This window comes from Vibrio sp. 10N.286.51.C3, assembly GCF_003050065.1.
Classification (GTDB): Bacteria; Pseudomonadota; Gammaproteobacteria; order Enterobacterales; family Vibrionaceae; genus Vibrio; species Vibrio crassostreae.
On the sequence record NZ_PIGC01000013.1, the window covers coordinates 38,668 to 64,399 of the forward strand.

Sequence of the window (25,732 nt, forward strand, 5' to 3'; positions counted from 1 at the left end):
TCTCGTCGCACAGACATGGCATTTTTTATGGGGAAGACTAGGCTTAAGGGTAAGTAAACTATAAAAAAACAGGTGAAATACTTCTCTCTTTTCAAGCAGATTGGGCATAACAATGGATTGCCATTGATGAGAGCTAAATATGTGTTTAATTAAAACCTGAAATTGCTATTACAAATAATTTTCACAGCTCTAGAGAATAGTGCTTTGTGACAACGGGGGATATATGGATATCGAAGTTTCGCGCCAGGTTGCGGTAGTTGAAGCTACCAGTGGAGATGTGGTTGTAGTTAAGCCTGACGGCAGTGCCAGAAAAGTTTCGGTTGGCGATATCATCCGTGAAAATGAGATTGTTATTACCGCGCATGATGCTGAACTCCTAATAGGCCAGCCTAGCGGCCCTGTTGAGGTTGAAGGTAATTGTGTTGGTTGTGTCGATCAAGACTTGGCTTGGGCAGATGCGCCTATCGCCGGAGAGGTGAATATCGATTTGGCGCAAGCTGCTGATGATTCATTTACTGATGATGACCTTGCAGCCATCCAAGAAGCCATTTTAGGTGGTGCCGATCCAACTCAAATTTTAGAAGCTACCGCTGCTGGTGGTGGTCTAGGTTCTGCAAACGCAGGCTTTGTTACTATAGATTACACCTACATAGAAACTCATCCTTCGACCTTCTTTGAAACTTCTGGTCTAGAAGTGCAATCTGTTGATGAAGACAGAGAAGAGCTTAGATCGATCACGCTCTCATCGGGTGGTCAATCCATCGCTGAAGCACTTACCGAAGGTTCCATTTCAGGCAATACTTACCCTCAATCTGTGACGGTTACTGATACCGTTGTTGCGGGTAGTTTAGCGCTTGACCCAGATTCTTTTGCTCCAGAAACACTTTCTCTCGCCTCGCTCCTTAGTGAACTTAATAGCGACATTACCTCTAGTGGTCAACCGGTAACTTTTACGTTTGATTCAGCCTCCAATTCGATTATTGGTGTTCAAGGTACAGATGAAGTACTGCGCATCGATATTGATGCCGTGAGTGTTGGAAATGACGTTGAATTATCGCTGACCACAACTGTTTCCCAACCGATAGATCATGTTCCGTCGATTGGTGGCGGTCAGGTTTCCTTTACGGGCGACCAAATCAACATCGCCTTTGACATACAAGGTCAAGACACCGCAGGTAATCAGCTTGTCACACCTATCAATGCGCAAGTGACCGTCTTTGACGGGGTAGATCCGTCTGCTGAAAGTGTGAATATCAGTAACGTTGAAACAAGCAGTGCTGCAATTGAAGGCACGTTTTCAAATATTGGTAGTGATAATCTTCAGTCAGTTGTTTTCGACCCAAGTGCACTCGCTCAGTTTGATGGTGTCCTCAGCGATAATCAGGCGACCGTTGCATCCTTGTCTGCTGATGGAAGTACCATCACACTGTCAACCCAAGGTAGCAGCGACGTTATTTTAACCGTTAGCTTAGATACTGACGGTACCTATCGATTTGAGCAGTTGAGACCAATAGAACAAGTCGGCACTGATTCGCTTACTTTCTCTTTACCAATCACGGTTACCGATTTTGACCAAGATATCGTAACCAATACCATCAACCTCACTATTTCTGATGGCGATAAACCAGTCATTACCAATGTCGACAGTATCGATGTTGATGAAGCTGGCATTGTTGGTGGTTCTCAAGAGGGGACGGCAACCGTATCAGGAAGTGGCAGTGTCACCTCAGAGATTTTTGATAGTGACATTATCGATCATCATGAACTTGAACCTGCAGAGTTTAATACCGCTGGCACACTGATATCTAACGGTGAGGTTGTGTTACTTGAGCTGGTTGATGAAACCAATGGTGTGCGAACGTACGAGGGCTATGTCGAGATTAATGGCGCAAGAATTACGGTTTTTGATGTGAAAATTGATAGCCCATCTTTGGGTAGCTACGAATTTAATCTGTATGAAGAACTATCGCATCAAGGCGCTGAAGATGCACAGTTAACCTTTGCACTGCCTATCTATGCGGTGGACGCGGATGGCGATAGATCGGCGTTATCCAGTGGTTCAAGTACACCAGAAGCTGCCCAGATTCTTATCAACGTTAAAGATGATGTTGTTGAGCTCGTTGATAAGGTTGAGTCAGTCACGGAACCGACTTTAGCGGGCGATACCATTGTTTCGTATAACCTGTTCAATTTCGAAGGCGCAGATGGTTCTACAATTCAATCGTTTAACTATGATGGTGTTGATTACTCGCTAGATCAGAGCTTACAGCCCGATGCTGCTCAGACTTTCAGTTTTACTGAGGGTGTCGTCACTATCTCATTAAACGGTGATTTCAGTTTTGAAGTCGCTCGTGATATCGACCACTCAAGCAGTGAAACTATAGTAAAACAGTTCTCATTTTTAGCTGAAGATGGCGATGGAGATACTGATACCTCAACACTTGAGTTAAGTATTACCGATGGTCAAAACCCGGCAATCAATCTGATTCCACCTGTTACTTTATCTGAAACCAACCTAGCTGATGGCTCTGCACCAAGTGGAAGTGCAGTAAGTGCAACCAACACGATCACTTTTACTTCTGGTAGTGATGACGTGGCGAATTTCCGCATTGAGCCTACAGAGTTCAATGTCGGCGGCGCACTGAAATCGAATGGCTTTGTGGTTGAGATAAAAGAGGATTCGGCGAATCCAGGTACTTACATTGGTTTCATTACTGATGGCTCAAACACTGAAATCCCAGTGTTTACGATTAGCTTCTCGTCCACCACGCTTGGTGAATACACCTTTACTTTGTTAGAAGCGTTGGACCATGCCGATGGCCTAGCGAACAATGATCTGAGCTTTGATCTTCCGGTATATGCGGTAGACAGCGATGGCGATGATTCTGTTGTGTCCCAACTGAATGTGACTATCGGTGATGATGTTCAAATCATGCAAGATGGCACGTTAGATATTGTTGAGCCTAATCTAGCTGATGGCACGGTGACCACTAACACCATTGATGTGATGCCAAACCAAAGTGCTGATGGCGCGACGATTACTCAGTTTACTTATGACGGTGTCGTAAACACACTGGATCAAAGCATTTCAGGTGAACAGCAATTCAGCTTCACCGAAGGCGAGCTATATATCACTCTTGAAGGGGAATTGCGCTTTGAGCCAAACCGAAATTTAGACCACTCGGTGAGCGAAGACATCGTGAAATCGATTGTTGTAACCTCAAACGACTTCGATAATGACTCTCTGACTTCAACCGTAACGCTGACCATCACCGATGGTGATAACCCTACGATTGACGTTATTCCGAGCGTTTCGCTTTCTGAAACGAATCTGAGCGATGGCTCTGCTCCAAGTGGCAGCGCGGTAAGCTCCACTCAAACCATCACGTTCACCAACCAAAGTGATGATGTGGTTCGTTTCCGTATTGAGCCAACGGAGTTCAATACTAACGATGATCTTAAATCGAACGGTTTAGCCGTTGAATTACGAGAAGACCCACAAGGTTCGGGTAATTATATTGGTTTTACGACCAGTGCGACGAATGTCGAAACCACGGTATTTACGCTGAGTTTTTCTAGCACCACATTAGGTGAATACACGTTCACACTCATCGAAGCGTTGGACCATCAAGATGCCCTTGGTAACAACGAGCTCAGCTTTGATCTGCCTGTTTATGCGGTAGACAGTGACGGCGATGATTCAATGATGTCACCGTTAAGTGTGACCATCGGTGATGATGTTCAAATTATGCAAGACGGTACGTTAGATATCGTCGAGCCGAATCTTGCAGCTGGTACCGTGACAACTGGTACTGTTGATGTGATGCCAAATCAAAGTGCCGATGGCGCAACGATCACTCAATTCACTTATGACGGCCAACTTCGAACGCTTGACCAAAATGACACTGGCGAGCAGCAGTTTAGCTTCACAGAAGGTGAACTGTTCATTACGCTTGAAGGTGAAGTGCGCTTTGAGCCTAATCGTAATCTAGACCACACGCTGAACGAAGATATCGTGAAATTAATCGTGGTGACGTCTAGTGACTCCGATAACGATGTATTGACCTCAACCGTCACGCTGACCATTACCGATGGTGATATCCCGACCATTGATAATGTCCCAACTGTGAGCTTGTCAGAAACCAATCTGAGTGATGGCTCTGCACCAAGTGGCAGCGCGGTTAGCTCAACTCAGACCATTACTTACACCACTCAAAGTGATGATGTGACCAGCTTCCGTATTGAACCGACTGAGTTCAATGTTGGTGGTACTCTCACATCAAACGGATTAGCGGTCGAGCTGAAAGCTGACCCAACCACACCGGGTGGTTATATCGGTTTTATTACGGATGGTTCGAACGCTGAAACCAACGTATTCACGATTAGTTTTTCAGATACCAACTTAGGCCAATACACCTTCACCTTACTTGAAGCACTAGACCATATAGATGGCCTCGCAAATAATAATTTGAGTTTCGACTTGCCGGTTTACGCGGTCGATAGCGATGGCGATGACTCGTTGGTGTCTCAATTAAACGTAACCATTGGTGATGATGTCCAAATCATGCAAGGTGGTACGTTAGATATCACTGAGCCAAACCTTGCAGATGGCACAATCACAACCAATACCATCGATGTGATGCCAAATCAGAGTGCCGATAGTGCGACGATCACTCAGTTCACTTATGACGGTCAACTACGAACACTTGATCAGAATGACTCTGGCGAGCAGCAGTTTAGCTTCATAGAAGGTGAGTTATTCATCACTCTTGAAGGTGAAATACGCTTCGAGCCAAATCGTAATTTGGATCACACTGTTAGCGAAGACATCGTGAAGTCGATTGTGGTGACCTCAAGCGATTCAGACAATGACGTACTGACATCCACAGTGACGCTGACCATTACTGATGGTGATATCCCAACCATTGATGCCGTGCCAAGCGTGACTCTGTCTGAAGCTAACCTTAGTGACGGTTCTACACCAAGCTCCAGTGCCGTCAGTCAGACCGAAACGATTACCTTCACGAATCAAAGCGATGATGTCGCGAATTTCCGTATTGAACCAACCGAGTTCAATGTCGGTGGTGCTCTGACGTCCAATGGGTTTACGGTAGAGATTAAAGAAGACTCTGCTAATCCGAGCACTTATATCGGTTTTATCACTGATGGCTCGAATGCTGAAATTTCAGTGTTCACCATTAGTTTCTCGGCAGCCACACTAGGCGAATACACCTTTACTTTGTTAGAAGCGTTGGACCATGCCGATGGCCTAGCGAACAATGATCTGAGCTTCGATCTACCTGTTTATGCGCTTGATACGGATGGCGACGATTCCTTGGTGTCTCAACTGAATGTGACCATCGGTGATGATGTCCAAATCATGCAAGATGGCACATTAGATATCACTGAGCCAAACCTTGCTGACGGTACGGTGACAACCAACACCATTGATGTGATGCCAAATCAAAGTGCTGATGGCGCGACGATCACTCAGTTTACCTATGACGGTGTCGTAAACACACTGGATCAAAGCATTTCAGGCGAGCAGCAATTCAGCTTCACCGAAGGCGAGCTTTATATCACCCTTGAAGGGGAGGTGCGCTTTGAACCTAATCGCGATCTAGACCATTCCGTTAGTGAAGATATCGTGAAGTCGATTGTCGTGACTTCAAGCGACTTCGATAACGATCCGGTGACTTCAACCATTACGCTGACCATTACTGATGGTGATACCCCGACTATCGATGCTGTTCCGAGTGTTGCTCTTGAAGAAGCGGATCTCGCTGATGGCTCATCACCAAGCGGCAGTGCGGTTAGCCAAACAGAAACCATCACTTTCACCAATCAAAGTGATGATGTGGAGAAATTCCGTTTAGAGCCGAGTGAGTTTAATACCGGCGGTACTCTGAAATCTGATGGCTTAGTGATTGAGATTCGAGAAGAGCCTGCGGGTTCGGGTAACTACATTGGTTTCACCACAGATACTTCAAATGTCGAGACTACAGTCTTCACGCTTGAATTTAGCAGCACGACTTTAGGTGAATACACCTTCACGCTTATAGAAGCGATTGACCACACACCAATTCAAGGTAATAACGACCTAACGTTCAACTTGCCAGTGTACGCGGTTGATAGCGATGGCGATGATTCTCAAATGTCGCCACTTGCTGTGACGATTACCGATGATATCCAAGTCATGGTAGATGGCGCGTTTACGATTGAAGAGCCAACTGTGGCTGATTTAGCAGCGGGTACGCCGACAACTACGACTGTGAATGTTCTTGATCTAGAAGGGGCGGACGGCACGACCATCACCCAAATCAATTATGACAACGGCACAGTGTTTACGCTTGACCAGAGCAATACGGGAGAGCAGAAGTTTGTGGTTGCTGAAGGTTCGCTTTATGTCACGCTACAAGGTGATGTGCGCTTTGAACCAAACCGTAACCTCGACCACACAAGTGGAGACATCGTTAAGTCGATAGTCGTGACTTCAAGCGACTCAGATAGTGATGTTGTTACTTCTACAGTCACGTTGACTATTACCGATGGTGACATCCCAACGATTGATAATGTACCGAGCGTTACTTTATCTGAAACTAATTTGAGTGATGGTTCTACGCCAAGTGGTGTCGCTGTAAGTCAAACAGAGACGATTACCTTCACTAATCAAAGTGATGATGTGGCGAGTTTCCGTATTGAACCGACAGAATTCAATGTTGGTGGGGCGCTTAAATCAAATGGGCTGGTGGTTGAGCTAAAAGCAGACCCAAGCACACCAGGTGGTTATATCGGTTTTGTGACGGATGGTTCGAACGTTGAAACCAACGTGTTCACGATCAGTTTCTCTAGTACTACCCTCGGCCAATACACTTTCACGTTGTTGGAAGCATTAGACCATGTGGATGGTTTAGCGAACAACGATCTTAGCTTTGATCTTCCTGTTTATGCGGTAGACACCGACGGCGACGATTCATTGGTGTCACAGTTGAATGTGACCATCGGTGATGATGTTCAAATCATGCAAGATGGAGCGTTAAACATTGTCGAGCCAACAGTTGCTGATTTGGCTGCGGGCACGCCCACGACAACGACCGTTAATGTATTTGATCAAGAAGGGGCAGACGGCGCGACCATCACACAATTTACTTATGATGGCGGGACTGTATTAACGCTTGACCAGAATAATACTGGCGAGCAGAAGTTCGTAGTTGCTGAAGGTTCACTGTATATCACTATTCAAGGTGACGTTCGCTTCGAGCCGAACCGTAATCTTGACCATACTAACGGAGATATCGTTAAACAGATCGAGGTCACCTCAAGCGATTTCGATAAGGATACCGTGACATCGACAGTCACCCTGACGATTACTGATGGTGATATCCCGACCATTGATACGGTGCCAAGTGTTACTCTGTCTGAAACTAATCTTGCTGATGGCTCAGCGCCAAGTAGCGGTGCTGTAAGTCAAACTGAGACGCTTACTTTTACTAATCAAAGTGATGATGTGACCCGTTTCCGTCTTGAACCTACCGAGTTCAATGTCGGCGGCGCACTGAAATCGAATGGTTTTGTGGTCGAGATAAAAGAAGATTCAGCGAATCCAGGTACTTATATCGGCTTCATTACTGATGGTTCAAATGCTGAAATTCCAGTGTTCACGATTAGCTTCTCGACCTCGACTCTTGGTGAATACACCTTTACTTTATTGGAAGCGTTAGATCATGCAGATGGTCTAGCGAACAATGATCTGAGCTTTGATCTTCCGGTCTATGCGGTAGACAGCGATGGCGATGATTCTTTGGTGTCTCAACTCAATGTAACCATCGGTGATGATGTTCAAATCATGCAAGACGGTACGTTAGATATCGTTGAGCCAAATCTGGCTGATGGTACGGTAACAACCAATACCATTGATGTAATGCCAAACCAAAGTGCTGATGGTGCAACGGTTACTGAGTTTTCTTTTGGTGGAATCGTTAAGACGTTGGATCAGAGCATCGCAGGCGAACAGCAATTCAGTTTCACAGAAGGTGAGTTGTACATCACCCTTCAAGGTGAGATGCGCTTTGAGCCCAACCGTAACTTAGACCATTCCGCGAGCGAAGACATTGTTAAGTCGATAGTCGTGACATCCAATGACTTTGATAACGATCCGGTGACTGCGACCGTAACTTTGACCATAACCGATGGCGACAACCCGACTATCGATGCGGTGCCGAGTGTTGCACTTGAAGAAGCTGATCTGGCTGATGGCTCATCACCAAGCGGCAGTGCGGTTAGCCAAACAGAAACCATCACTTTCACCAATCAAAGTGATGATGTGGAGAAATTCCGTTTAGAGCCGAGTGAGTTTAATACCGGCGGTACTCTGAAATCTGATGGCTTAGTGATTGAGATTCGAGAAGAGCCTTCGGGTTCGGGTAACTACATTGGTTTCACCACAGATACTTCAAATGTCGAGACTACAGTCTTCACGCTTGCATTTAGCAGCACGACTTTAGGTGAATACACCTTCACGCTTATAGAAGCGATTGACCATACACCAATTCAAGGTAATAACGACCTAACATTCAACTTGCCGGTGTACGCGGTCGATAGTGATGGCGATGACTCTCTGATGTCGCCTCTGGCTGTAACGATTACCGATGATATTCAAATCATGGTTGATGGTGCGCTCAGCATTGAAGAGCCGACAGTGGCCGACTTAGCCGCGGGTACGCCGACAACAACGACCGTCAATATTCTTGATCAAGAAGGGGCAGACGGCACGACTATCACCCAAATTAATTACGACAATGGCACAGTGTTCACGCTTGACCAGAACAACACGGGTGAACAGAAGTTTGTGGTTGCTGAAGGCTCACTCTATATCACGCTGCAAGGCGATGTGCGCTTTGAACCAAACCGCGATCTTAATCACTCGGGCGGGGATATCGTTAAGTCGATAGTGGTCAGTTCAAGTGACTATGATAGTGATGTGGTGACTTCGACAGTCACGCTAACCATTACCGATGGCGATCTGCCAATCATCAACGTCATTCCTGGCGTGAGTCTTTCTGAAGTCGATCTGGCTGATGGTTCTGCGCCAACGGGTAACCCAGTATCGATGACTCAAGTGATTACCTATACCGAGGGTAGTGATGATGTTAGTCATTTCAGAATTGACCCTGCTCAGTTCAATACTTCGGGGGCTTTGAAGTCGAATGGCTTAGAGGTTGAGATTAAAGAGCAGCCAGCGAACTCTGGAAACTATATTGGCTTTGTAAGAGACGGTGCTAACGTAGAAACCAACGTCTTCACAATCAGTTTCTCAACCACCAATTTAGGGCAATACACGTTTACGCTGCTTGAAGCGTTAGACCATGCGGATGGCTTGCAGAACAACTCCTTAAACTTCGATGTGCCTGTTATAGCAGTGGATACCGATGGTGATGAGTCTGCGATGTCACCAATGACAGTGACCATTACCGATGATGTACAAGGTGTACAAGACGGGTCATTGAATATTGTTGAGCCTTCATTGGCGGATCTAGTGGCAGGCACACCAACTACGCCAACCATCGATGTAATGCCGACTCAAAGTGCAGATGGCGCAAAGGTCACCCAATTTATTTACGATGGTGGTACTGCTGTCACCTTGGATCCGAATGTATCGACAGAGCAGGTGTTTACCGTAACCGATGGTTTACTGTACATCACGATTGAAGGCGAAGTTCGTTTTGAGCCAAATCGAAATCTGGATCATTCAGCTGGTGATATTGTTAGAACGATTGTGGTAACGACCAGCGACTTTGATAACGATACTGATACCGCGGATGTCACATTAACGATCCAAGATGGTATTGATCCGGTCATCGATGTTGTTCCTAGCGTAAACTTATCGGAAGTGAACCTAGCAGATGGCTCAACGCCGAGTGGTTCTGCGGTAAGTTCAACACAAACCATTACCTACACCGTGGGTAGTGATGACTTAAGCCACTTTAGAATTGCAACCAACGAATTCAATCCTGGTGATGTGCTGAAATCAAATGGTCTTGTTGTTCAGCTAAAAGAAGATCCTGCTTCACCTGGCGACTACATCGGGTTTACTGATGACGGGGCCGGTAACGTAACCAATGTATTCACCATTGATTTTGATAGTGTCAATAAAGGTCAGTTCACCTTCACGCTGATTGAGGCTCTCGATCACCTTGATGGCGCGCTTAATAACGACCTTAATTTCAATTTACCTGTTTATGCGGTTGATACTGATGGTGATGACTCAGTTAAGCGTGATGTTGTTGTCACCATTCAAGATGACCTCCAACAGATGCAAGATGGTACTTTAACCATCACAGAGCCAAATACTGGCACACCAACTACCTCGACCGTTGATGTATTGCCTACGCCAAGTGCTGATGGGGCAACCATTACACAGTTCACCTATGACGGTGGCTCTGCGATTACTTTGGATCAAAGCATCAGCGGTGAGCAGGAATTTGTTTTCACTGAAGGCTCGCTGTTTGTCACTTTGGATGGTGATGTAAGGTTTGAACCAAATCGTAATCTTGACCACTCTGCAGGTGATATTGTTAAGCTGATTGAATTTACTTCTTCTGATTTTGATAAGGATATTTCTTCTTCAACGGTCACACTCACTATCGTTGATGGTGATGGACCAACGTTGAATGTCGTTCCGAGTGTTAGCTTGTCTGAAAGCTTACTTGCTGATGGTTCAACGCCGAGTGGCAGCCCAGTCAGCGTGACCCAAACCATTACTTCACTCGCAAGCAGTGATGACATCGAGAAGATTGTCGTCGAAGTAGGGTTGTTTAATACCAGCGGTGTATTGAAGTCTGATGGCCTTGAATTGAGCTTGCGTGAAGAGCCTGCTGGTTCCGGTGATTACGTAGCATTCACAACGGACGGCTCAGGTGTTGAGAAAGTTATCTTCACCCTAGAATTTGATAACACTAACCCGAGTGAGTACACGTTTACTTTGTTAGAGCGTTTGGATCATGTCGACGGATTAGGAAACAACGATCTCAGCTTTGACTTGTCGGTATATGCACAAGACACCGATGGCGATATTTCACCGTCTAAACCGCTTTCTGTGACCATCAGTGATGATGTTCAATTGATGCAATCTGGTGCTCTTAGCATCACAGAGCCAAGCACGGGCACACCTACCACAACGACATTTGATGTGATGCCTGCGCAAAGTGCAGATGGCGCCACAATCACTAAGTTTACCTATGGCAGCCAACCTGAAGAGTCACTAGTACAAACCGACACGGGTGAGCAAGAATTTGTGTTCACTGAAGGTTCTCTGTTTATCAATCTTGAAGGTGATGTACGTTTCGAACCTAACCGTAATCTCGATCATTCGGGTGGTAACATCGTTAAGACCATTACGGTGACATCGGAAGATAAAGATGGCGATATTGTCACTTCAACAGTGACGCTGACTATTGCAGATGGTGCTCCACCAGTTATAGATACAGTACCAACGGTTGCATTGGAAGAAGCGAATCTGGTCGACGGCTCTTCACCGGGATTACCTGTGAGCCAAACTGAAACCATTACTTTCACAGCAGGAAGTGATGATGTGAGCCACTTCCGTATTGATACCACTCAGTTCAACACGTCTGGCGATCTGAAAGCGGATGGTTTGGTGGTTCAGCTAAAAGAAGATCCTCTGAACAGCGATAATTATATTGGTTACGTTGAAAGCGGCGGTGTCCAAACGGATATCTTTACCATCACCTTTAGCAGCATGGTTCTAGGAGAGTACACATTCACCTTGTTGGAAGAGTTAGATCATTTGCCAGTTCAGGGTAATAATGATCAAATATTCACGTTACCAGTGATCGCAGTTGACCAAGACAATACTGATTCTGTGATGAAACCTCTGACCGTTACTATAACCGATGATGTGCCTGTCATTACTGACACGACAGCGACCAGCACATTTGTGGTTGATGAAGATGATCTTGGATCTGTGGTGTCTCAAGCAACAGGTGCATTTGTTACCACAGAAGGTGCAGACCAAGTAGAGGTTTACGAACTGCGTAATATCTCTGCGCTTGAAGCGACATTGAACTCTGGAACCGAAGCGATTTCTATTACAGAAGTCACAGGAGCTGCGAACACAACGACCTATCAAGGTACGACGACAAGCGGGACTCCTATCTTCACGCTCGCGCTAGCGAATGACGGCTCTTATACCTTTACGTTGCTAGGTCCTCTAAACCATCCAACAAGCCCGAATTCCAATACCTTAACGATTCCGTTTGATGTTGTTGCGGTTGATGGTGACGGTGATGACTCTAATCAGTATGTATTGCCGATCGAAGTGCTCGATGATGTGCCAGTAATGAGTGCGCCAACAGGTGAGACGGTAGTTGATGAAGATGATCTTGCTGGGATTGGTTCTGATCAATCCGAAGATACCATTATTAATGGACTATTCACCGTTGATGAAGGTGCTGATGGTGTTGTTAAGTATGAATTGGTCGATGAAAACTTAGTGATTGCAGGCTTAACTTCTGATGGAGAAAGCCTAGAGTGGCTGCCTGTTTCACAAAGCGGTACAACCTTCACTTATGTTGCACAGACGGTAACTAGCAATCAGCCTGTGTTTGAAATCATTTTTGATACCTCAAACAACAGCTATCAATTTGAGCTGTTTAAACCACTTAAGCATCCTGATGGCGCGAATGAAAACACCATAGATCTTGATTTCTCTGTCGTGGCCGAAGATTTTGACCGAGACCAGTCGAACGCGATCGATCTGACTATTACTGTGACTGATGATGTTCCATTGGTGACTACTCAATCGATAACGCGAATTGAAGGGCAGGGTTACGGTAATTCCAAAGTTAACATGTTTGCTAATGCGACAGATGTGGGTGCGGATGATGCAGCACTGACTCGCATAGAGGGCATTACCAGCAATGGCGCTGATATCGTTTTCCGTACCGGAAATAGTGGGCCTTACAGTGATGGTTTCGATTTAAACAATGGTAGTCAAGAGGTTCGAGTATACGAGCAGACCAATGGAGGTGTTGATACTCGTGAGCTTGGTCGATTGCGTATTAACTCAAATGGTGAGGTTGAGTTTAGAGCTAACGGTTATCTAGAGCATAACGGTGAGACAATAGATTTCTCTATTAACGTGATTGCGACAGATGGAGATTTGGACACATCTGAAACACCGTTAGATATTACGATTACAGATAGGGACTCTACAAGAATCGCGCTGAAAGTGACGACCTTCGAGGATGCGGGTAGAGACTCAACCATACCTTACGCAACAGGCGATGAGCCGACTCTTGAGAATATTCAAGATAATCAAAGCGGTTTGCCTGATGCTCCTGCACAAATTGCGCTGCAGGTTAACATAAAGGACCAAGATAATAACGAGTCTATCGGCCAACTGACGATTCAGAGCGGTAATCACAGAGGGACGTTCTATTACTTTGATGGCGTGGAATATCACAAGTTAGTCGCTGAACCAAACGGTGATATCTTGTTTGGTCCGCCTCAAATGCAGCAGAGCTTTGCTCCAGACACGAATCAACCATTAGACACTATTGCGACAATCGACAACTTGTTCTTTGTTCCAGACCAAAACTACGGTTCGAATGACAATGGTGTGCGAATCAACTACGAGCTCGAAATTGATAACAACGGCACGCTTGATCATACAGTAAATTCAAACTTCAGAATTGAGATTGAAGCGGTAGCGGATATTGCAACTTGGGATGATGCGAATAGCGCGTATCAGTATCAAGTTAACGAAGATGAAGACAACGTTACGTTGCAGCTGAACGCAGAGTCGCAAGATAACAGTAATACTGAGACGATTACCTATGAACTTGAAGTTGTTCAGGGAGATGGCCAGTTTGAGCTTCTCGACCAAAACGGCAACGTCCTTACTCCGACTAACGGTGTTTACATCATTGCGGCTGGAGACATCAATAGTACGGTCGTAAACCCGATCGATAACTTCTCCGGTCAAATAGAGTTTAAAGCAACAGCGATAACGGAAGAGACGCGTAATCCGTACGATGATTCTGCAAATGGCGGGGTGGACAAAACGACCGCTCGCTCTGTAGAGCAAAACATCATCATTGATGTGACTGCCGATGCAGACCCTGGCTCGTTCAGCGTTAACCGAATCCGTATTAACGAAGACAATATCGATGATCCAGATTACGTCGGGCCTTTAGACAATAAAGACGCGTTCACGTTAGACGAAGTCATCACCATGACAGGTTCGGTAGATGCTGACAGTTCTGAAGAACTGTTTGTGCGCATCAGTAATGTTACGGAAGGTGCAGAGCTTTACTTCTTAGGTACCACGAATGTCGTTCCAACAGTCACTATTAATGGTATCGATTACCAAGAAATAGCGTATTCCGATTTGGCAAACGTTGAGGTTGTTCCAACTAAACACAGTAATGTCAGTTTCACCTTCGATGTCACGGGTGTGGTCAAAGATACCGCAAATCTATCCACGGGCGCCCAAGTCGATGAGGAGATATTAGGAACTAAAACGGTGAACGTTGAGGTGAAAGGCGTTGCCGATACTCCTTATGGTGGAACGAATGGTACGGCTTGGACAGCAATTACTGATGGCACAACATCTGGCGTTCAAACCACAATCCAAGAAAGCCAAAATGGTGATACCTTTGCTGAGCTAGATTTCACTGTATTGTCGGGCGAGAGAAGACCAGATAGCGGCACAACACCATTACCTGACGATGGCTCAGAGTCGATAACGGTTATTCTTTCAGGCATCCCTGACGGCGTTATTCTGGAAGATGGCGATGGTACCGTGATTGACTTGAACTTTGTTGGTTATGAAACGGGACCGGGCGGTAGCCCTGATCTATCTAAACCTATCTACGAAGCGAATATCACTGAAGCGGGGAAAACTTCAGGTATCCGTATTAGACCTGTTGATTCGTCGACAGAGAATATCCATATCCAGGGTAAAGTGATCGTGACTGAGAATGATGGTCATACGCTCTCTTTTGATCAGGAAATTCGCATATTAGTTGAGCCTAGGATTGATACCTCAGCAACCTACAATACGGTAACTCGTGGGGACGAAGATACGGCGATCAACATTGATTGGCACCCAGAGGGCACTGATTACATTGACGATGATGAGCACTTCACTTCAATCGTCATCAGTGGCATTCCAAGTGGTGTTGCAAGTGTGGTTGTAAACGGTGATGTAATTTGGAATTACGATGCCGTAGCCGGAACGCTAACCATCACACCTAAGAGTGGGCAGACTCCAGAAGCGTTCACTCAGATAGCACTGAACAATAATTTTATTCAGATAACACCGGAGCAAGATTCGAGCACCGACTTTACGCTTAGTACGGTTGTCATGATTGAAGAGCGCGATCATGAGTATGTTGATGCAACTGATCCTGGTCAGGGCATCGTTACCGCGACGATTACAGGTACGATTGATGTGCGTGTAAGACCTGTCGTTGAACCTGGCGATGCCGACAACAAGATTGTCGTTTCAAACGAAGATGGCTCTGGAGATCTCACTACGATTACGGCTGATGCTAATGGTGTCATTAAATTTACAACTAACAGTGATAACACATCAATTTCGGATGAATACGTCGTCCGATACCAAGAAACGGATTTAAGCACAGTAGAAGAGCAAGTCGACGAAGTGATTGTTCAGTTGACTAACACCGACGGAAGCGCGTTATCTGATGATATTTTAGGGCAACTTTTGGTCACAGGCGCCTCTTACGAAGGCGGTGGCCGTTGGGTTGTGACCAATGAAGATGCCTTTAGCGTCAGTGCGCCCAATGGATTAGATTTCACCCCTGAAAATGATGCGGATGATGTGGCTACTGATTTCAATGATATCAAGATGACAATTTTCACCTTAGTATCAGATCCAGGTGATGCCAACAATGAAACTTCAGCCCAAGTACAGCGCACCGGGGAAGTAACGCTTTCTTACCCTGAAGTGCTGACGGCTCCTGACAAAGTTGCCGCAGATATTGCGATTGTGCCAGACAGTGTTATCGATGCGGTCGAAGATACACAACTTGATTTCGGCGCGGCACTAAACGGCATTTTAAGCTTTACGGGTCGCGATGATTCTACTGACCAAGTGACGGTGATCATTGATGGTACTCTGGTCATTGATGCTACTACATCATTCCCAATTAGCCTGTCGGGAACAAGTGATGTTGACTTTGTGAACGGGAAATATGTTTACGAGACGACAATCGAACAGGGCGTAGCCATCGATTCATCGGGTTTATTATTGAACCTGCCTGCTGACTATTCTGGCGACTTTAGGTTACCAATCACAATAGTAACCAAAGATACACTTTCTGGTGATGAGAAAACCTTGGTGACCGATGTAGTTATTAAAGTTGCTCCTGACGTTGAAGGTAATCCAGACATTGATGTTACGGTTGTTGGTTCGCTCGATGATTCATTTAATCCTGTCGATACTGATGGTCAACCTGGACAAGATCCGGTGGGTTACGAAGATACTTACATTCAGCTTGATTTCAGCACAACCATTACTGATCAAGTCAGTGGGGTTGAGGGTGGTGACGAAAAATTCACATCTATTACGCTGACTTTGGATGACACAAGTGTCGGTGCATTTTACACAAGCGCGGGTGTATCGCTTGGTACGTCCGTGACCTTCAATGAAGCGGAAATTAATGCTGGTGCTCTGGATAATGTATTGTTCCGTCCTGCTCCTAATTACCCAACGGGTAACGATATTAACCAAGTACAAGTTAATGTCAGCGGAACAATAACCGATACTGCTACCTACAATGACGCCTCATCTCCAGCCGGAACAGCAACCGATACTGATACGTTCAATACCAGTGTTAGCTTTGAAGTTGTCCCTGTGGTTGATGATGTGCTTGTAACAGGGCCGGGTAGTGATCCTGATGTCATTGAGATCACGGGCAATGAAGATCAAGCTATTTCTCTATCGGGAACAGGGCCAGTCTCCATTGCGCTCACTGACCTAGACGGCTCAGAGCAGTTCGTTTCGATTAAGTTCACCGGTGTACCCGATGGCTTCTTAATGAGTGCAGATCTGGGCTCTGCTTATACAGTGAAGAACAATGGTGGTGGTGAGTGGAGTGTTCAACTTCCTCAAGCTTCAGGATTGTCATTTGATTTGAGTGAGATTTCGATCCTACCGCCTAAAAACTTCAGTGGTACGGCGGAATTTGGCGTTGCTGTCTTTACTCAAGAATCCTTGTTAGGCGTGCCTACTGCAGCCTCAAACCTACCAAGCTTTAAGCTGCATGTGGTGCCGGTGGGTGATGATGTTGATACCAACCCAACGGACTCTGTTACAGGCAATGAAGGCCAAAACATTGATATCGAAATCAATGCGACTATTTTGGATAAAGAGCTATCTGCAACAGGCAGCGGCACGTATACCGAAAATGCGCCAGAGACACTTCGTGTAGAGGTGGCTGGTGTTCCTCAAGATGCTTCTATTTTCTATCCAGATGGCACGACATTGGCTAGCTATGATCCTGCGACGCAGATCTGGACGCTAGATGTTCCTGCACAGTCACTAGATAAGATTGTATTCAACTCTGGTGAACATAACAGTGATGCAGGCAATGCACTGGGTATCAATGGCCCGCTGCAGATTACCGTTCGCTCTGTTGATACTGATGCTGATAACACGGAATACTTGGGGACTCCAACGACCTTCGATGTTGATTTGGTGATTGATCCTATCAACGATCAACCGATCTTTGTAAACGTAACGAATATTGAAACATCTGAAGACATCAGTGTTGCCATCGACAACTTTAGTATTTACGACGTTGACGCTAATTTTGATAATCCAGATGCGCCGTATGTTCTTACGTTGCAAGTGGATCAAACACTGCCGGGAGCGCAAGGTGTGTTTGAGTTTACCAGCTCACCTGACGTAACGTTTGTATTGCAGCCTGACGGCTCATTGGTGATTACTGGTAAAGAAGCTGATATCAATACCGCGTTGGTGAATGGGGCTGTTACTTTCAAACCAGACCCAGATCAGAACTATCTCAACCAGAGTGGTTTAGTCACGATCAATGCAACACTCGATGACGGTGGTAATAACGGTCTGATTGACGCGGGTGACCTGAATACCGCTCAAACCAATCAAACTACCTTCACCATTAAGGTGACGGAAGTGAATGACGCTCCTGTGGCAAACAACGTTGATCTAGGCTCGATTGCAGAGGAAGGACAGCTTGTTATCGTTGAAGGTGACTTAATTGCAGCAAGCTCAGATCTTGAAAACCATAACCTCATCGTCACGGGTGTGACCCTTACTCAAGGCCAAGGTCAATTACAGCGCTTTGAAAACGCTGGTGGTGCTGACAACGCTGCGATTACGGGCCCATTCTGGATATTTACGGCTGCTGATGATTTTAACGGTGACGTTAAACTCGATTACAGCATTATCGATGATGGTACAACCAACGGCGTGGATGACTTCTTAACAGACACTGCTGAAATAAGTCTTGTAGTAACAGAAGTCAATGACCAACCAGTAGCAACCAATGTTAACTTGGGCACCATGCCAGAAGAAGGTCAGTTGATCATCAAAGCTGAAGACCTGGTTTCTGCAACGACAGACCCTGAAGGCGATGCGATCACTGTGACTGGAGTTGTTATCGATGAAGGTCAGGGGCAGCTTCAGAAGTTTGAAAACGTCGGTGGTTCTGACGACAACTCGATAAACGGTCCATATTGGGTATTCACTGCCGCTGATGATTACAATGGCAACGTTAAGTTCACTTATACCGTAGAAGACAATGGCACAACCAACGGCGTTGATGATTTCTTAACGGATACCGCTGAAATAAGCGTTGTTGTAACTGAAGTGAATGATCAGCCAGTGGCAACCAATGTTAACTTGGGTACCATGCTTGAAGAAGGCCAATTGATCATCAAAGCTGAAGACCTGATTGCAGCGACGACTGATCCTGAGGGGGATGTTGTTACAGTGACTGGAGTCGTTATCGACCAAGGTCAGGGACAGATTCAGAAGTTCGAAAATGTCGGTGGTGCGGATGACAACTCGATCAATGGCCCATATTGGGTATTCACAGCAGCCGATGATTACAATGGCGACGTTAAATTCACTTACACAGTAGAAGACAATGGCACAACCAACGGGGCTGATGACTTCCTAACGGATACAGCAGAAATCAGCGTTGTAGTGCAAGGCGTTAACGATACGCCTATTGTAAGTGGTGACAACGTCACCGATTTGATTGATGAAGACGCCGGTCAGTTGTTGAGTGGCATCAATGTCAGTGACCCTGATTATGTAGATGCATTCTCTGATGACTTAATGACAGTCACGCTGACGGTGGATTACGGCATATTGAATGTAGCTCTCCCAGCAGGGACGACGGTGATGGTTAACGGCAACAACACGGGTTCAGTCATCTTAGTCGGTACTCTTAACGATTTGAATGCTCTAATTGATACGCCAACCAGTCCAAGTGGTGTCTACCTCGATGCGAGTTTATCTCCAACCAATAGTATTGGATTAGAAGTCATCGCTAAAGACAGCGGAAACCCTTCTGGTATCGCAATAGAAACGACACCTGTGATCTATGATATTGCAGTGACACCTGTGGCGAATGCGCCAACCTTGTCTATCGACCCGACATTTAACTACGTGAGAAACATTACGACCAGCTCATCAGTGGTCGCTAATAGTGGAGTCGCTTTAGTCGGAATTGTTGCTGCATTGACGGATATTACTGAAGAGTTAACGTTGAAGATCAGTGATGTTCCGGATGGTGTTAATGTGGCCAGTGATGCGGGTACGGTTTCGCTAGTAGGTGACACTTGGATAGCGACGGCTGATGCGATTGATAGTCTCAGACTCGTCGAGCAACCATCAGCTGGTAAGCCGTTAACTCCTGGTAACTACACGTTGAAGGTTGAGGCGGTATCTGAGGAAACGGACAATAACGATATTGCGATATCTCAAAACATTGATCTAAACCTCAATATAGTTGCGAACCCACTCGATCTCGATCTGTCTTCTGAAACAGACGATGTGCAACTTTTAGCGAGTGACTTTGATACCAACCTCACTGGCGGGTCAGGAAATGACCGACTTGTAGGTGGAGCGGGTGACGATACGCTTGTTGGCGGTGATGGTAACGACACCCTGATTGGCGGTGGAGGCTCAGACATCCTGACTGGTGGCGCTGGTATGGATTCGTTCGTATGGCTGAATATCGAAGATGGCGTTGAAGACACCATCACTGATTTCAGCCTGTCTGAAGGAGACCAGATCGACCTAAGAGAAGTATTGCCAGAGTTGAAGAATACTTCACCAGACATGACAGCGTTACTGCAGCAGATAGACGCGAAAGTGGACGGGGATGATATTGAGCTTACGATCAACCCTGATGGTGTAGGTACAACGGAGCAGGTGATTGTGGTTGAAGACCTTGCGCCACAACTAACCTTAAGTGGCACTATGCCTTCGGATATTCTGGATGCATTAGTACAGCAGAACGTGATTACTCACGGTTAACGTGAAGCATTAAACCAATACGAAATAGGCCAGCAATGCTGGCCTAATTTTTGTCACTGTATAAATTGAAAAGACGTTACTTAAGAGAGTTGTGGATCAGAAACTCTTCTTCCACGCCTTTCAATTTCATCTCATCCATAATGAAATTTACCGTGTTCAATAGGCGCTGTTCGCCTTTTGGAATCAGATAACCGAATTGGCTGTTGGTAAACGGTGTTTCACAGCGAGCTGCCTCAAGGCGCTCATCCGTTACTTGATAGAACAGACCTTCAGGGGTTTCTGTCACCATGACATCTACTTTGCCTTCCGCAACGGCTTGCGGAACGTCTAGGTTATTCTCGTAACGTGTGAAGTTTGCGTTCTGCAAGTTAGCGTCGGCAAATATCTCGTTGGTACCGCCAATATTTACACCTACACGAACCGAAGACAAATTTACTTTCTCGATGCTGTCGTACTGTTCTGCTGTGCCTTTCGCAACCAAGAAACACTTACCAAAGGTCATATAACCTTGAGTTTGTTCTGCGTTTAACTGGCGTTGCATTTTGCGTGTAATACCACCCATCGCGATGTCGTACTTATCGTCATCTAGGTCGCTCAGTAGATCTTTCCATGTGGTACGAACAATCTGTAATTCGACACCTAGCTGTTCTGCAATGTGCTGTGCAACATCGATATCGTAGCCAGAGTAGGTTTTGCCGTCGAAGTAAGAGAAGGGCTTGTAGTCGCCAGTGGTGCCCACACGAAGAGTGCCTGATTTTTGAATGTCTTCTAACTGGTCAGCTTGTGCGACACCAGAAAGTGCCAGAGCAATGGAAGCAAGTAATAGTGATGTTTTTTTCATTATAATTGTCTGTTGTGTTTGTGTTGTCATTCAAAGTAACAGAAACAATCAGAGAAAGAGATCAAACCATTGGAAAGGGTTGGAGTTGAAAGTTTATTGAAGAGTTGAGAGTGTGAATCAGCGGCTATTGTTAGTTCTACAAGTATTAAAAAGCGATCTTAGCGATCGCTTTATATCTTAAATATTAATTACATTAAAATGCCAGAAGGTTAGGCCGCTTAATTATTTACTTACGAATTCAACAGCGTCACGAACAAGCTTTCCGAGTTCGTTCCATCTTCCTTCATCAATAAGATTAGTTGGAACCATCCAAGTTCCGCCACACGCAAGTACAGAAGGGATAGATAGGTATTCATCTACATTCTTCAAACTTACGCCGCCAGTTGGCATGAATTTTACTGGGTAAACAGCCGTTAGTGCTTTAAGCATAGCTGTCCCGCCTGAAGGTTCGGCAGGGAAGAATTTTAAAGTGCGAAGGCCCATTTCCATTGCCTGTTCAACTAGGCTTGGATTGTTAACACCCGGTACGATTGCAACATCTTTGTCGATACAGTATTGAACGGTACGTGGGTTAAAGCCTGGACTCACAATGAAATCAACACCAGCTTCGATAGAGGCGTCAACTTGCTCGTTAGTCAGTACAGTTCCAGAACCGATTAGCATGTCTGGGAACTCTTTACGCATGATACGAATTGCTTGGATTGCACACTCTGTGCGTAGCGTGATCTCTGCACATGGCATGCCGTTTTCAACAAGTGCTTTCCCTAGAGGGATTGCGTCTTCAGCACGGTTGATCGCGATTACAGGGATTACTTTTAGGTTTGCTAGTTGTTCATTTAATGTAGTCACGAATCTTTTCTCACTATGAAGCGATCATGGAGGGCAACGGTGATAAAGCACGCCAAGCTTCGGTAAGTCATCTACAAGAGCTAAGTTAGCTTAATATGCAGCATCGTTATTTAAACGCACGCATTTAGCATGCGTTTTGTCCTTCAACTTTTCCTATTTGCATAACTCTATATTTAAGTTAATCCATTATAAGAAATAAACCAATGAGAGTCGATTTAGGTTTTTAGGTCAATCACCGCACGTTCTAATGAGTCGGTTTGTTCGACCACAGACGTTGCAGAAGCTGCGTTTTTTGACGCTCCCGTTACACTGGTTAGTGTTAGCTGCTTAATTGTACTCACGTTTCCAATGATCTCTGAGGTAACAGCGCTTTGTTCTTTCATTGCATTCGCCACTTCCAAACTGTTATTTAGAATGGTTTCCATATCCATGATGACCGAAGAGATTCTTGAATGCGCATTCTCACAAGAGTCGACACTGCGGTTGCCTTTCTCACAACAACTTTGAATTGTATTTACGACCATTTGTGTTTGGTCTTGAACGCCTTGGATTATCGTTGAGATCTCTTCGGTTGAAAGTTGTGTTCGGCCAGCCAAGGTTCTCACTTCATCTGCGACCACCGCGAAGCCACGGCCTTGTTCTCCCGCACGAGCTGCCTCGATTGCTGCATTAAGAGCAAGTAGGTTGGTTTGTTCTGCGATGTCTTTAATCACCTCCAACACGGTATTAATCTTCTCTGAGTGAACAGAAAGGCGATTTACTTCTTCAGTGGCACTGACAAGATCAGCCGAAAGGGTATTGATGGTGTCTCTGGTGAATGCCACATCATTTAGACCTTCGTTCGCCGTAGCGAAACTGGTTTGTGCGTTGGATGAGGCGTTTTCGCTGTTGGTCGCAACGTTTTCAATATTGCTGCCCATCTGGTTTATCGCGGTCGCAATATTCTCAGTTTGTTGCTGCTGTTTGTTTAAAGCGCTCTCAACTTCCATTCCGTCGTGTTGTAGCTGGTTCGAAATATTGCCGAGCTCTTTAATAGAGCCCTGAACTTGGCCGACAAGCTGACGAATATCGGTGAGGACTGTATTAAATGCCTTTGCGATATCGGCAATCTCGTCCGATCCCTTGTCTTCGGCTCTTACGGTAAAGTCGCGTTGTTGAGCGACGAGCATCATGGACGAGTTCAACGAGGCTATTTTCTTTGCTATGCGAGATGAGATGCCGAAAGATAGCAGCATTAATAATGCAGCGACGGTAATAATGGAGCTTACAATGAAGGTCGTAATGGTTTGCTGAATCGATTCGACTTGCTGTTCTAATCTGCCTTCAACGTTGATGAATATAGAGATGATATCTTCAAACAGCATTTTCATTTCTGATTTGAGTTCAGCGACCTTGGCTGGGTTGCGGTCGATGGCATCGACCATTAACGAAAAATCTTTGTTGTATTGCTTTACTTCAAGTGTCAGCTTTTCTAACTCTGGGACTGCGATATCAGACTCTTTAAGCAAGACAGAGAAACTGCCCATCAGTTGTTGAAAGTGAGAGTACTCTTGGACAAATACCGACTTGAGCGTTTTATCGTGGCTTATTAGAAACTCTAACTCTGTTCGATTGAGCTGAAGCATAGAGACTTCGAGTGACTTTACTTTGATCAGCGTTTTCTCAAGTTTGATCAGTTTTAGATTGGCCAGTTCTGTGAATGACACAACAACCAATAACGAAATAATCGACAAGCAAGTAAGGCTCAGAAGGGAGGTTTTAATTTTCATAGGCGGGCACCAAAGCAAAACAAAATGACTCAACAACGTATTTATAATCGTGTTTCTCTTATTTGCGTGTAGATAGCATACGGGTCGATAATTGAGATCTGACTCGCAACGGAAACGTTTGCTAACAGTATTTTATAAAATGATTATTAACAAGTTAAATATTTATTATTTCAATGACTATTGATGATTGTTTTGTTATTAGTGATTATTTAGAGCGTAAAAGGAACCGGAAGAAGAAGGGGGCGGAGATGAGGTCGATAGATCTTGTTAATGGAGAATGCGGTGCTTACCTGAGATTAAAGAAGATGAGTACTTGTGCTTTGTCACACGAGCACTCATCCGTTTGTATTTAGCTTTCTGTCGGCATCCAAACTTGTTTAGACGTGATTTTGTGGTCTTTAAAGGTCAGTTCTTCAACCTTGTCTCCGTTAAGGTTCCAGCGCGTTAGTTTTCCATTCGCCACTTCGCCTTCATCGAATTTCGCTTGGCTTGCCTTATTGCCGTTAGGGTAATAGTCCGTTACCAGACCATCTTTTTGTCCGTCGCTGTATTCAGCGGTCAGGCTTTGTTCGCCATTTGGATACCATCGAGAAGCAACACCTGACAGCTCATTGTCTTTATAGTTGAGCTCGGCTTTCTTCTGGCCGTTGGGATACCAGGTTTCTGCTTTGCCTTGTAATTCACCTTTAACGTAATTCACTTTAGAAGCAACTTGGCCGTTCGGATACCAGTTGGTTTCTTGACCCAGTTCTAGGCCGTCAGAAAATTGAGCTTGGGTCGCGACTTGGCCGTTATCGAACTTCTCTTCAAATTGACCGGTAAAGGGTTTTGAGTGGTTTACTTGGTAAGCCACGCCTTTACGCATTTGTAAGTAGTCAACAGCATCTTCGCTGGTGGCCGCATAGCTCATAGAAGATACCGTACTAAGAGCAATTAAGATTGGAACGTATTTCTTCATAATGACACCTTTTTAATGGACGGGGAAAATGTAATCGGTGTGTTAAAAGCATTCCATTTTCCCGAACGGCTGTCAGTACTTATTACTGGTTTTCAAGTTTTCACTATTGGTGTGTCGTATTGGGGAACTTTATTTCATTTTTGATTTGATGGTGAAATCGAGCCATCGATAGGTACTTGAGCCTAAGGTTTGTATTTATGCAGCAGATCCCAAGGGATATGACATAAGTGATGATCTTCAGGGAAGTGACTTAAGTGATGCTGATGGATGTTGTCGCTGGCAACATAATTGGTCAATGGCAACACCTCAACAGCAATACGGTCGGCATCATCTCGCGCGGCGATATAACACTTAGCTTCTGTTAAGTGTTCGGCATTAGTGCTGTATACGCCAGTTCGGTATTTCTCTCCGACATCGATACCTTGTTTATTCACACTGTACGGGTCAATGATCTCAAAGAGGTGGCCCATTAGCGTGGTTACTGAAGTGAGGCTTGGGTCAAACTCAATTTGTACACATTCTGCGTAGCCATCGTATTCGCTTGGTTTGCTTCGGTTATCCTTTATCTGAGAACTTCCATTGGCACGACCTGCTTCTGTGCTGATAACGCCAGGAACGTACTTAATAAATTCTTGTACGCCCCACAAGCAACCGCCAGCTAAATAAATTTGTTCCATACTTCTCTTTGAGCTCTCTGTGTTTGTTGATGTTCGTTAGGTACGTGAATCAATACGATA

At 45.3% G+C, this 25,732-nt stretch carries 6 protein-coding genes; 1 reads left to right on the top strand and 5 read right to left on the bottom strand.

Annotated elements, in window-relative coordinates:
- Positions 1-223 precede the first annotated feature (223 nt).
- Positions 224-20,578, top strand: a complete 20,355-nt coding sequence (locus CWO27_RS15020; RefSeq protein WP_107899171.1) for a retention module-containing protein — start codon at positions 224-226, stop codon at positions 20,576-20,578.
- A 76-nt stretch (positions 20,579-20,654) separates the two neighbouring features.
- On the opposite strand, the gene CWO27_RS15025 is transcribed toward CWO27_RS15020, so the two are convergent.
- The 5 genes from CWO27_RS15025 to CWO27_RS15045 all read right to left on the bottom strand — a co-directional run bounded on the left by CWO27_RS15025 (position 20,655) and on the right by CWO27_RS15045 (position 25,672).
- Positions 20,655-21,419, bottom strand: a complete 765-nt coding sequence (locus tag CWO27_RS15025) for a transporter substrate-binding domain-containing protein (protein ID WP_102433393.1) — start codon at positions 21,417-21,419, stop codon at positions 20,655-20,657.
- Between the two features lie 222 nt (positions 21,420-21,641).
- A complete protein-coding gene (locus tag CWO27_RS15030) occupies positions 21,642-22,268 on the bottom strand; it encodes a bifunctional 4-hydroxy-2-oxoglutarate aldolase/2-dehydro-3-deoxy-phosphogluconate aldolase (RefSeq protein WP_102433392.1) in 627 nt (208 codons plus the stop codon).
- Between the two features lie 215 nt (positions 22,269-22,483).
- Positions 22,484-24,037, bottom strand: a complete 1,554-nt coding sequence (locus CWO27_RS15035) for a methyl-accepting chemotaxis protein (protein ID WP_102433391.1) — start codon at positions 24,035-24,037, stop codon at positions 22,484-22,486.
- A 349-nt stretch (positions 24,038-24,386) separates the two neighbouring features.
- Positions 24,387-24,995, bottom strand: a complete 609-nt coding sequence (locus tag CWO27_RS15040; protein WP_102433390.1) for a toxin-antitoxin system YwqK family antitoxin — start codon at positions 24,993-24,995, stop codon at positions 24,387-24,389.
- A gap of 182 nt (positions 24,996-25,177) precedes the next feature.
- Positions 25,178-25,672, bottom strand: a complete 495-nt coding sequence (locus CWO27_RS15045; protein WP_102480885.1) for a peptide-methionine (S)-S-oxide reductase — start codon at positions 25,670-25,672, stop codon at positions 25,178-25,180.
- Positions 25,673-25,732 lie beyond the last annotated feature (60 nt).